This is a genomic window from Pseudomonas lutea (genome assembly GCF_000759445.1).
Classification (GTDB): Bacteria; Pseudomonadota; Gammaproteobacteria; order Pseudomonadales; family Pseudomonadaceae; genus Aquipseudomonas; species Aquipseudomonas lutea.
The window spans coordinates 1,375,378-1,387,568 of the sequence record NZ_JRMB01000001.1; the positions used below are offsets into that span (position 1 = coordinate 1,375,378).

Here is a 12,191-nt window from a genome sequence, read left to right on the forward strand (position 1 = left end):
ACGCACACCCCGCATCGTTCAACGAGGCAGAATGTAGCGCTCGATGGCCTTGGCCAGACCGTCTTCCGCGTTACTGTCGGTCACGTAATTGGCGTGAGTCTTGACGCCTACCTCGGCCTGGCCCATCGCAATCGACAACCCGGCACGCAGGAACATCGCCACGTCGTTGCCCGCATCGCCAATCGCAGCAGTGTGGGCCAACGGCACGCCCAGGGTTTCAGCCAGCGTCGCCAGTGCGGTGCCCTTGTTGGCGTCCAGCGCAGTGACGTCCAGGTAATAGGATTGCGAGCGCGCCGCCAGCGCAGACACAGCGATCAGTGGATTGAGCTTGACCTCAAGGCGCTTGAGCAGCTCGAAGTCCTTGCTCGCCGCGACGATCTTGTCGATGCGGTCCAGGTACTCGTCAAAGCTGTCGACCTGAACGAAATCGTAGCCCAGCGTGTTGCGCTCGTGATCGACGTAATCCCCTTCGGGATTGAGCAGCAGCCACTGGTCATCGGCAAAAACCCAGACGGCCACCGCCTCGCCGGCGAATAGCTCAAGGCTGGTGCGCGCGGCTGCGGCATCAATGCGGTGAGCTTTCAACAGGCTGCCGTCAGGGTTGATGATGTTGGCGCCGTTGAAGGCCACCGTCGGCAGCTTGATGCCCAAGGCTTCGATCTGCTGACGCATGGCGCGCGGCGGACGGCTGCTGGCGACCGAGAAATGAATCCCGGCCTCCTGCAATTTACGCACAGCGTCAATGTTGGCCTGGCTCAGGCTGTGATCGGGGTGCAGCAGCGTGCCGTCGATGTCTGACAGCATGAATCGGATGAGGGGTAGCGAAGCATCACTCATCCCAGACGCTGCCAGGTGCGGCCATCGCGGGCCAGTAATTCATCCGCGGCCGCTGGACCATCCTCCCCGGCGTGGTAAAGCTCCACCTGCGGATCCTTGGCCCAAGCGTCGATGAAAGGCTGCACCGCGCGCCAGCCGTTCTCGATGTTGTCTGCGCGCTGGAACAGCGTCTGATCGCCGGTCAGGCAGTCATAAATCAGGGTCTCGTAGCCGGTGGACGGCTGCATCTCGAAGAAGTCCTTGTAGGCAAAGCCCAGCTCGATGGTCTGCATGTCCAGGGTCGGCCCCGGCTTTTTCGCCTGCAGGTCGAACCACATGCCTTCGTCGGGCTGGATCTGAATCTTCAAAAAGTTCGGCGCAACGCTGTCGACATCGGTGTCACGGAACTGCGCATAGGGCGCGGGCTTGAAGCAGATGGCGATCTCGGTATCGCGCACGCTCATGCGCTTGCCGGTGCGCAGATAAAAAGGCACGCCCATCCAGCGCCAGTTATCAATCATCACTTTCAGCGCGACGTAGGTTTCGGTGTTGCTGTCGGGGGCAACGCGGTCTTCCTCGCGGTAACCGGTCACGGCCTTGCCCTCGATGCTGCTTTCCGAGTACTGACCGCGCACCGAATTGGCCAGGGCCTCCATTTCGGACCAGGGGCGGATTGCGCCGACCACCTTGGCTTTCTCGCCACGCACGGCGTCGGCACCGAATGCAGCCGGCGGCTCCATGGCGACCATGGCCAGCAACTGGAACAGGTGATTGGGCACCATGTCCCGCAGCGCGCCGGTGGTCTCGTAAAAACTGCCACGGGTTTCGACACCGACAGTTTCAGCTGCGGTGATCTGCACGTGGTCAATGTAATGGTTGTTCCAGAACGACTCGAACAAACCGTTGGAGAAACGGCTCACCAAAATGTTCTGCACCGTCTCCTTACCCAGGTAGTGGTCGATGCGGTAGATCTGCTTCTCGCTCATGACCTTGAGCAAGCAGTTGTTCAGGGCCACGGCGCTGGGCAGATCATGGCCGAACGGCTTCTCGATCACCACGCGCCGGAAGCTCTCGTCGTCCTCGACCATCAGCCCGGAAGAGCCCAGGCGCTGCGTCACTTCACTGAAGAAACGCGGCGCAGTCGCGAGGTAGAACACCGCATTGCGGGTGCCGGTGCTCTGGATCTTCGCGTTGATGTCGGCATACGTGGAGTCGTCGAGAAAATCACCGGTGATGTAAGTGATGCGCTTGGACAAGCTGCCCCACAACGCTGGGTCCAGAGGGTCTTCGCCGCCCTGGGCGACCTTGCTGGCCGCCTCCTGACGAATGAAATCCTCAAGCTTTTTGGCGAAGTCGGCGTCGCTGACGGTGTTGTGGTCCACGCCAACGATGTGCAGGTCCTCGCCCACCAGCCCGTCGCGGAACAGGTTGTAGAGCGCGGGCATCAGCAGCCGCTTGACCAGATCACCGTGGGCGCCGAAAAGGAACAGCGTGGTCGCCGGAGCGACCGGAGCATTCTGCTTGCTGCGCGATAAACCCATTATTTTGGTTCCTTGTGACCACCAAATCCGAAACGCATGGCTGACAGCATCTTGTCGCCGTACGTGCTTTGTTGACGGGAGCGGAAGCGGGCAAACAGCGACGTGGACAGCACCGGAACCGGTACCGCCTGCTCCATGGCCGCTTCAATGGTCCAGCGGCCTTCCCCGCTGTCGGCCACCGAGCCCGAATAGGCATTGAGCTGCGGATCGGTCGCCAGTGCATCAGCGGTCAGGTCCAGCAGCCAGGAGGACACTACGCTGCCGCGACGCCACACTTCGGCGATGTCGCCCAGGTTCAGGTCAAAGCGCTGGTCGGCCGGCAGGTTGTCAGAGTTTTTGGTCTTGAGGATGTCGAAGCCTTCGGCGAAGGCCTGCATCATGCCGTACTCGATGCCGTTGTGGACCATCTTGACGAAATGACCGGCGCCCGGTGGGCCGGCATGGATGTAGCCATGTTCAGCGCGCGGATCGGCGTCTTTGGCGCGGTCTTTGGTGCGGGGAATTTCGCCGATGCCCGGGGCCAGCGTCTTGAAAATCGGGTCGAGTCGGGTAACGACCTCTGTCTCGCCGCCGATCATCATGCAATAGCCGCGCTCCAGCCCCCAGACGCCGCCCGAAGTACCGACGTCCACGTAGTGCAGGCCCTTGTCTTTCAATGCCACCGAACGGCGCACGTCGTCTTTATAGAAGGTATTGCCACCGTCGATGATCACGTCATCGGCGTCGAGCAAACCTGCAAGTTCGTTGATGGTGTCTTCGGTTGGAGCGCCAGCAGGCAACATGACCCAGACAGCCCGCGGCTTCTCCAGCCCGGCCACCAGCGACGCGAGGTCATGGGCCGGGGTCGAACCTTCATTTGCGAGCGCGGTACGAGAGGTCTCATCGCGATCATAAACCACAGTCGTGTGGCCATTGAGCATCAGTCGACGTGCGATGTTGCCGCCCATGCGGCCTAGTCCAACAATCCCGAGTTGCATGTAGAGGTGCTCCTTAATCAAATTCAGAGGTGCCTCATTTTATAGCCCAGTGCCGCATAGTGGGTTAGTCCGGGGAGGCAAACTAGGGTTTCCCGGTGAAAAAACTTTCATGTGCAGACGCACATGGGGTTTGCAAGACTGCCCTATGGCGCCGGTTTCCGCGATCCTGAACGGCGGCTGACCATCAAAAATAAAAAAGTTCCTTTTTTCTGCAAAAGAAATCAGAATCCCGGCCGATAGAGGTACTGAGCAGGACGTGGCGAGCAGCAACCCGCCATTGCCTGGACCTTTGAAGTTGAATCCGCCATTGCGAGGTGTCCAATGGGCACAGTACTACCAGCCAACGCTCCACAAACGCTCTACGTCACAATCCGCCGTGACGAGCTGCGCCAGCTCAGGGAAGAACGCGCATTGTTGCAGAAGAAGGTCGCTCAACTGACCTCGATGATGCAGCACGCTCAGTTGATCGGCAGCAGCAACGCTCTGCACGCCTGACCACCGCGCTTCACCCTGCCAGGGCAAGCCCTTCAACCGGCTTGCCTGAGCCTCGCTTATCCCCTCCTGCCTGATGCGCCTTGCGCACCGTCCACCGCCAATTTCAACCCTGCGTCGGACCCGGCAAGCACTGTTCCGTTCCCCTGACTGCATTCATGCAGGTGCCTTAGCTCATTTTTCCTGCCGTGCAACTTACCTGCTGACAAAATTTTCACCCGCCTGAAAACATAATCCCGACCCTCAACCTGTTAGCTGCTGGCCAATTGCTGGCATTTGAATGAAATCGGACGGCGTTCAGCCGCCCGAAAAGTCTATAGCGGAGCGCTTGATGGCAACGACTGAACGGAGCACCACGACTCCGAAAAGATTCGACTGGGCGGGCATCGTCTGGCTGTTTATATTTTTCTGGTACTTCTCCGGCATCACCCAGCTGCTGATCCAGCTGACCGGCATCACCGGCTTCGCCGGCTTCCGCCAGGCGTTCGTGATCAGTGGTATCTGGCTGGCGCCGATGTTGATGTTCCCTAAAAAGACCCGCGCGATGGCCGCCGTTATCGGCGTTGTGCTGTGGGCTTGCTCCATGGCGAGCCTGGGCTACTTCTTCATTTATCAGCAGGAGTTTTCCCAGAGCGTCATCTTCATCATGTTCGAGTCGAACATCTCTGAAGCCGGCGAATACATGACCCAGTATTTTGCGTGGTGGATCGTGCTGGCATTCATTGCCCACACCGCCTTCGCGATCTTTCTCTGGACACGCCTGCGTCCGGTGTACATGCCACGCGCACGCGCCTACGCCGTGGCCGCCGCATTGCTGATCGGCATCATCGGCTACCCGCTCGCCAAGCAGTTCGCTCGCCACGACGACACCGCCTCGGCGCTCGAAGCCTTCGAGTCACGGATCGAGCCCGCAGTGCCATGGCAGATGTTGGTTGCCTATCACCGTTACACTCAGCAGCTGGACAGCATGCAAGGCATGTTGACCAGCAGCAGCAATATCCCCCCGCTGAAAAACCTACAGGACCAGCAGGCCAACCTGCCAACGACCCTGGTGCTGGTCATCGGTGAGTCGACCAACCGCGGGCGCATGCACCTGTACGGTTATCCGCGCCAGACCACGCCGAACCTGGATGCCATGAAGGACCAGCTGCAGGTGTTCAACAATGTGATCACGCCGCGGCCTTACACCATCGAGGCCCTGCAGCAGGTCTTGACCTTCGCTGACGAAGAAAACCCGGACCTCTACCTGAAGACGCCGTCGATCGTCAGCGTGATGAAGCAGGCCGGTTACAAAACCTTCTGGATCACCAACCAGCAGACGATGACCAAGCGCAACACGATGCTCACGACGTTTTCCGAGCAAGCGGACGAGCAGGTCTACCTGAACAACAACCGCAACCAGAACGCCCGCCAGTACGACGGCGATGTGCTGGAACCGTTCGCCAAAGCGCTGACCGACGCAGCGCCCCGAAAACTGATCGTGGTGCACTTGCTGGGTACGCATATGGCCTACCAGTACCGTTTCCCTGAGGAGTACGCCAAATTCAGCGGACGTGATGGCGTCCCGGCCGACATCGATGACAGCAAGCTGGAGCTGTACAACAGCTACGACAACGCCGTGCTGTACAACGATTTCGTGGTGTCCAGCCTGATCAAGGAATACGGCAAGTCTGATCCGAACGGCTTTCTGCTGTACCTCTCCGATCACGGCGAAGACGTCTACGATTCACCCGGGCGCAGCACCCTGGGGCGAAACGAGAACAAGCCGACCATTCCGATGTACACCGTGCCGTTCATAGCCTACGCCTCGCCCAAGTGGCGGCAGACCCATGACTGGAATTTCGACAGCATTCATGATCGGCCTTACACCAGCTCAAACCTGATTCACACTTGGTCGCAGTTGGCAGGACTGAGCTTCGATGAGCTTGACAGCACCAAAAGCCTGGTCAGCCTGGATTTCAAGGCGCGCCCGCGCATGATCGGCGACCCGTACGCGCAGAAGGGCTTGAGTGACTTCGCGCACATGGAGAAAGCTGCCGGCCAGGCTGAGGGCAAAGCTGACGTTGTGCAGAAATAACCGCCCGTTGAAACGCTACTCAACAAAAGGCCCGCACACTGCGGGCCTTTTGTTTGGGCGTGTGGTGGGTCAATTTCTGCCTGCCGGGGTCAAGGGATCAGGCCTTTCATGGCGAAGGATTTTGCCGCAACAGCACCCGTGTCACACGACGTTCCTGCACTTGTACCACCTTCATGTGCCAGCCCTGCCACTGAAGTTCGTCCCCGATCACCGGCAGACGGTCAAGCAGGCTCATGACAAGGCCAGCCAGAGTCTGATAGTCGTCAGTGGCGCGCGCCTTGAACCCGACACGCTCGCGCAGATGACTCAGGTTCATCGCGGCATTGACCAGCACGCCATCGCCCTCCTCGACCAGATCCGGCCCCTCGATCTCGCTGGCGTCCGGCAATTCGCCAGCGATGGATTCGAGAATGTCGGTCATGGTGAGGATACCGGCGAAGTCACCGAATTCGTTGATGACGAAAGCAATGTGCGTGGACTGCGCGCGCATCTGCTCAAGGGCGTTGAGGATAGAGAAGCTGTCCAGCAGGTTCAGTGTTGGCCGGGCCAGGTGCTCGACGTTCGGTTCGAGGCCAGACAACCACGCGTTGAGCATTTCCTTTTTATGCACGAAGCCCAGCGGCTCATCGATACGCCCACCGCGTATCAATGGCAACCGCGAATAGGTGGAGCTGAGCAACCGCTGGCGAATGCCCTCTGGTGTCTCGTCCAGGTCAATAACGTCGACGTCGTTGCGCACTGTCATCACACTGCGCACCGGCCGTTGCGCCAACTGCAGCACGCCGCTGATCATCACCCGCTCGCGGCGGTCGAAAACCACTTCGCCGCTGTCGGCGTCGCCGTCGAGCATGTCGGCGATCTCGTCGCCAACCTCCTCGGCGTTGGGTTTGCGCCCGCCCAGCAGACGCAACACGGCATGGGCGGTGCGCTCGCGGCGCGGCAGATCGCCCTTTACGCTGCGCTTGCGCCGTGCCCGGGCGATCTGGTTGAACACTTCGATCAGGATCGAGAAGCCAATGGCTGCATACAGGTAGCCCTTGGGAATATGGAAACCGAGGCCGTCGGCGGTCAGGCTGAAGCCGATCATCATCAGAAAGCCCAGGCACAGCATGATGACGGTCGGGTGAGCATTGACGAATGCGGTCAGCGGCTTGCTGGCGATGATCATGATCGCGATCGAGAACACCACGGCGATCATCATGATCGACAATTCGTCGACCATGCCCACGGCAGTAATCACGGCATCCAGAGAGAACACCGCGTCGAGGACTACGATCTGCGCGACGATGGGCCAGAACAGTGCATAGGTCGTGCTGCCCGAGCGCTGTGCGACGTGGCCTTCGAGGCGCTCGTGCAGTTCCATGGTCGCCTTGAACAGCAGGAACACCCCGCCGAACAGCATGATCAAGTCACGGCCCGAGAAGCTCTTCCCGAATACTTCAAACAACGGCTCGGTCAGGGTGACCATCCACGAGATGCTCGCCAGCAAGCCCAGCCGCATGATCAGCGCCAGGGAAAGGCCCAGCACCCGCGCGCGGTCACGCTGCTCGGGCGGTAGTTTGTCAGCCAGGATGGCGATGAACACCAGATTATCAATGCCAAGCACCAGCTCAAGCACGATCAGGGTCAACAGGCCAAGCCAGGCCGTGGGGTCAGCGATCCACTCCATGGGTCAGCCCTCCATGACGGGCAGGTAGACAGCCACGCGAATGCCGGCCGTACGGTCGGGCAACGCGCGGCTGGCGGGGTTTGAGTGCGGGGGCGTAACAGCGAGGTGACGGCTTGCGACGCTTTTTAAAAAGAGTCGGCTTGAAGGGAGTGGAAGACTGGGAGGTTCCAGAGAGGGCGACATGTGAGTCCTGAAGGCAATACGGGAGGCGATCCTATCGCGCTCTCGGAATCGCCTTACAGGACACAACTGTTACAAATAGTTTGAGAGGTGTTGCTGGCGCGACAACTACAGGCCACGCACACATGAACTCGGCGGCGAACTGAATGAGCACCTTCGCACGGCGTCGCCTCTGTAATTGGATGGACTCGCCCAGGCCGAGGCGTCAGTGCGCCGCGGTGGCAGTCTAAACAGCCAACGACAGCGAGGGCGAGTCCATGAAAAAGCATACGACGGGTAATCAGTCTTTGTCTCCATCCGATCCTGCGGCTTGCACTACGGTGGCGGCCGATCTGGCCAAGCGGGTCTTCCAGATCGCCGGCGAAGATGCGCTGGGCCAAGTGCTTTATGAAGAGCGCATCAAGTCGCGTGAAGGTTTCCAGGCGTTTCTCTGCAAGCTAGAACCCCACGTTGTCGTTCTCATGGAAACCGGTCCGGGCGCCCAGGCCTGGGCGCGTCAGCTACAGGATCAGGGCAATCTGGCGCGAATACTTCCAGCCGGTCGTGTGGCCGATCATCGCAGCGGCGCCAAAAATGATCGCAATGATGCACTCGCAATTTTGCGTGCCGGTCGCGACGACAGAATTTCGGCGGTGCCTATCAAAAATGCTGCAGAGTTGGCCATGCAGGCACTGCACCGCATCCGGCAAGGCTGTGTACGTCGACGCACGGCGGTGGGTAACCAGATGCGCGGTTTACTGCTTGAGCACGGTGTGGCCATGGCCCAAGGCGAAGCTGCGATCATTCAGAAAGTACCTCGGGTTCTGGAAGATGCCACCCAACCATTGCCGGATATGTTCCGCGAATTGATCGATGAGTTGCTGGCCGAATGGTGTCATCTGGGCGAACGGATCAGGGGCTTAACCGGGCGTCTGGAGGAGGCAGCCAAACAGGACAGAACTACCATGCGGTTGATGACCATACGGGGTGTCGGGCCGATCATTGCCACCGCGATAGTGGCCAAGCAAACCCGGCCCGAGCGATTCGCCGATGCCCGCATGTTTGCAGCTTACTTCGGCCTGGTGCCTGATCAAAACAGCTCAGGAGAGCGGGTTAGGCTGGGTCGAATGACCAAGCGGGGTGATAGCTACATTCGCAGCCTGGCGATACAGGGCGCTCATGCGGTGTTGCGGCAGCTGCGGCACGATTCCGATCAGCCGGATGACCGTCGGCTGCTGCAATGGCTGAACCACCTGGGGAGCAAAAAAGCTGCGGTACGGCTGGCAAACCGCAACCTGCGCATCATCTGGTCGCTTTTACAGAATGATCAGACTTATCGCCGTGAACCGTCCAACAGGCAGGAGACGGCGATGAGTCACTGACCCAAAAAGTTCTGCCACCGGGGCGCAAAGGCGCTCCTGCCCCTGCTGAAAACATTGACCCCAGGTAAGACCGTCGCGGATTGATGCCTTGGCTCCTACTGGCCCTTGAGGCCTGAATGTAATGGGCATACCGCGAGCTCAACCAATGTTGGCCAGAAGCCCAGAGCGGCTTCCTCGAACAGGCCTTATACATAGATGCAACCGGGTAGCAGTGTTTAAAAGCGGGTAGACAGTGGAGGCGAGTCCATACATAGGAGCCGGCTTGCTGGCGAGCGCGGTGAATCAGCGGTGAGTGTGTCGACTGACCATACGCCTTCGCCAGCAAGCCGGCTCCTACAGATTTGATCAAGCGCAGGGCATTGGGCGCGATTTAGCTACAACGCCTTCTGCCAGAACAGCGCACGGCCCATTTGCGGATCCAGCTGGTAGTCGGCGAAGCCTAGCTTGCGGTAGGCGCCTTTGGCGGCTTCGTTGCCTTCCAGCACTTCAAGGGTGATTTTGCAGCAACCGCGCTGACGGGCGATCTCTTCGACCTTCGCCAGCATCTTTTGACTGATACCCATGCCTCGCGCCGAGGCGATCACGACTACATCGTGGACGTTGATCAGGGGGCGGCAAGCGAAGGTCGAGAACCCCTCAAAACAGTTCACCAGGCCGACCGGTTCGCCTGAGATGAACGCCAGCACGCTGAAGGCATGGGGCCGCTTGGCCAGTTCGATTGCCAGCTGCTGGCGGGTGTCTATCGATAAAGACTCCCCGCCGCCCATGGCGTCTTCCGCGTATTGGTTGAGCAGAAACCCGATGGCTTCAGCATGAACCGCATTGCTGTAACTCGCCTGCAGTACCAGAACCTCAGGAGCTTGCATTGACTTCCTCGACCCGCAAAAAAACTGAACAGGCGCCAGGCTGAACAATGCCGGTGCGCCGCGTGGCGCAGATTCTAACCCCGGGATCGGGAAATTATCTTTATACGGAAGTAGGAAATGTCTCTGATCGGGCAGGAATTTGGCCGTCACGCACCGAGAAAAGGCACACCATTAAAAAGGGGTGGTTTTTGGTCCAGGACAGCGCGGCAGCAGCGTCGGAGTAGACCACTTGTTGAAAGATTGTCAAACAATCCGACCGGCGGCACCCCGCGATAATCGCGGAGCGCCCATGCTCCACGCCTGCGCGTTCACACGCGTGCAGATCGATCCGACGCAGCGAATACCAGCGGCAGCCGCCCCGCTACCCCGCCAGCCAGACATCGCCCTGAAAAATAGTCGAAACTTCTTCACAGCCCGCGAGGTCATGTGAATAGAGCAACTATGCTGTTGAAAAAAATCAAGCAAAGTCCGCTTCACCTGGTCCTTGTATGTGCAGTCGGTAAATGGGTATCGATTTTGCGTAGGTCTTGTGTGCCTGGCCATAGGAAATGGCCGCTGCAATTACAAATTGCACCATTGCTGTACCAACACTGCATATCGAACTGGAGAAAACGATGATTAGTGCCGCTGTCAAAACCCAGAAGGGAGAGAGTTTTAATCAGCCGGCCAGCGAGCTGACCCATCTGCCGGTCTTCGCAACGACGAGCGCACCCGTGCTGCAACTGCCTCCTGTTCAACCGGCGATTTCTTCGGTAACCCGCAAGAAAATCCTGTTCGTGACTTCAGAAATGGCCGACCTGGTGAAAACTGGTGGCCTGGGCGATGTGTCTGCCGCACTGCCGCGCGCCATGCGCCACCTGCACGATGTACGCGTGCTGATTCCCGGCTATCCGCAAGTGATCAACAGCGGTAACCCGATTCACATCATCAGCGAGCTGAACGGCCACGCTGCGCTGCCGCCGTGCAAGATTGGCCGAATGGACATGAAAGATGGCCTGGTCATCTACGTGCTGATCTGTCCTGAACTCTATGAGCGCCCGGGCACTCCTTACGGCGACAACGAAGGACGCGACTGGTCCGACAACCACATTCGCTTTGCCCGCCTGGGCCTGGCCGCTGCCGACTTCGCTGCCGGCGCAGTCAAGACCCAATGGTGCCCCGAGCTGGTTCATGCCCATGACTGGCCAGCAGGCCTAGCACCGGCCTATATGAAATGGCGCGGGCAAACCACCCCGTCGATCTTCACCATCCACAACCTCGCCTATCAAGGCTTCGTCAGCGTTGCTTCCAGCCGCGAGCTGGGCATCCCGGACGAAGCGCTGAGCCCTGAGGGGATGGAGTTTTACGGCCAGTTGTCCTTTATCAAGGCTGGCATGGCGTACTCGAGCCACATCACCACCGTGAGCGCGACCTACGCCAAGGAAATCACCACCCCGGATTTCGGTTGTGGTCTGGAAGGTTTCCTGCAAAGCAAGGCTGATCGCGGCCAACTGAGCGGGATCCCCAACGGGATCGATGAGAGCTGGGATGCCGCGACCGACGAGCACCTGATTTGCCGCTTCGCGCCGAACGAGTGGACCCGCAAGGAAATCAACGCTGACTACGTGCGCGAATTGTTTGAACTGGAGCCATCGACCGGCCCGCTGTTCGCCGTGGTCTCGCGGCTGGTGTACCAGAAGGGTCTGGACCTGACCATCGGCGTGGCCGAGCACATCGTTAATAACGGTGGGCAGATCGCGATCATCGGCCGTGGCGAGCCGGACGAAGAAGAGGCCATGCGCGAGCTCGCGGCGCGCTTCCCGGGCCAGATCAGCGTGCGTGTCGGCTTTAACGAAACCGATGCACGTCGCATGTTTGCCGGCAGCGACTTCCTGCTCATGCCTTCGCGCTACGAGCCTTGTGGCTTGAGCCAAATGTATGCGCAACGCTTCGGTTCCCTGCCCATCGCCCGCCGCACCGGTGGCCTGGCGGACACCATCGAAGACGGTTGCACTGGCTTCCTGTTCGATGAGTCCACCGTAGAAAGCTACACCGAAGCCCTGACCCGCGCATTCAAGGTCTTCGAAAGCCCTCTGTTGCTCAACGCCATGCGCTGCCGCGCCATGGCTGCTCCGTTCGATTGGCACAAGGCGGTTGAACCGTACGCCGATCTGTACCAGGAGCTGCTGAAGAAAAACGCAGCCGTGGCGCTGCATTATTGATAAACCACTGA

At 59.4% G+C, this 12,191-nt stretch carries 9 protein-coding genes; 4 read left to right on the top strand and 5 right to left on the bottom strand.

From position 1 onward, the window contains the following. Positions 1 to 18 precede the first annotated feature (18 nt). The 3 genes from LT42_RS05650 to gnd are packed head-to-tail and all read right to left on the bottom strand — an operon-like array spanning position 19 to position 3,334. Positions 19 to 837: a Cof-type HAD-IIB family hydrolase gene (locus LT42_RS05650; protein ID WP_037010619.1), complete on the bottom strand. Its 819-nt coding sequence runs from the start codon at positions 835 to 837 to the stop codon at positions 19 to 21. After that, the gene (gene zwf, locus LT42_RS05655) at positions 834 to 2,357 is read right to left on the bottom strand and encodes a glucose-6-phosphate dehydrogenase (RefSeq protein WP_037010620.1); all 1,524 of its coding nucleotides are present in this window, start codon (positions 2,355 to 2,357) and stop codon (positions 834 to 836) included. Before zwf ends, LT42_RS05650 begins: the two co-directional genes overlap by 4 nt. Continuing rightward, positions 2,357 to 3,334: a phosphogluconate dehydrogenase (NAD(+)-dependent, decarboxylating) gene (gnd, locus tag LT42_RS05660; RefSeq protein WP_037010623.1), complete on the bottom strand. Its 978-nt coding sequence runs from the start codon at positions 3,332 to 3,334 to the stop codon at positions 2,357 to 2,359. Before gnd ends, zwf begins: the two co-directional genes overlap by 1 nt. 321 nt (positions 3,335 to 3,655) lie before the next feature. Between gnd and LT42_RS25635 the strand changes: the two genes are divergently transcribed. Then, complete coding sequence (locus tag LT42_RS25635; protein ID WP_152597594.1) at positions 3,656 to 3,829, top strand: DUF6026 family protein; 174 nt, start codon at positions 3,656 to 3,658, stop codon at positions 3,827 to 3,829. Between the two features lie 328 nt (positions 3,830 to 4,157). Further along, a complete protein-coding gene (locus LT42_RS05665) occupies positions 4,158 to 5,903 on the top strand; it encodes a phosphoethanolamine transferase CptA (RefSeq protein ID WP_037010625.1) in 1,746 nt (581 codons plus the stop codon). Positions 5,904 to 6,009: 106 nt separating this feature from the next. Here the strand turns inward: LT42_RS05665 and LT42_RS05670 are convergent, their stop codons facing one another. Then, positions 6,010 to 7,572 carry a TerC family protein gene (locus LT42_RS05670; RefSeq protein ID WP_037010627.1) on the bottom strand — a complete coding sequence of 521 codons (1,563 nt, stop codon included), beginning with the start codon at positions 7,570 to 7,572 and terminating at the stop codon, positions 6,010 to 6,012. A gap of 437 nt (positions 7,573 to 8,009) precedes the next feature. Between LT42_RS05670 and LT42_RS05675 the strand changes: the two genes are divergently transcribed. After that, the gene (locus tag LT42_RS05675; protein ID WP_037010629.1) at positions 8,010 to 9,113 is read left to right on the top strand and encodes an IS110 family RNA-guided transposase; all 1,104 of its coding nucleotides are present in this window, start codon (positions 8,010 to 8,012) and stop codon (positions 9,111 to 9,113) included. 374 nt (positions 9,114 to 9,487) lie between these two features. Here LT42_RS05675 and LT42_RS05680 read toward each other — a convergent pair whose 3' ends face one another. After that, positions 9,488 to 9,979: a GNAT family N-acetyltransferase gene (locus LT42_RS05680; RefSeq protein ID WP_037010630.1), complete on the bottom strand. Its 492-nt coding sequence runs from the start codon at positions 9,977 to 9,979 to the stop codon at positions 9,488 to 9,490. A gap of 614 nt (positions 9,980 to 10,593) precedes the next feature. Here LT42_RS05680 and glgA point away from each other — a divergent pair. Beyond that, positions 10,594 to 12,180 carry a glycogen synthase GlgA gene (gene glgA, locus LT42_RS05685; RefSeq protein WP_037010632.1) on the top strand — a complete coding sequence of 529 codons (1,587 nt, stop codon included), beginning with the start codon at positions 10,594 to 10,596 and terminating at the stop codon, positions 12,178 to 12,180. Positions 12,181 to 12,191: the final 11 nt, after the last annotated feature.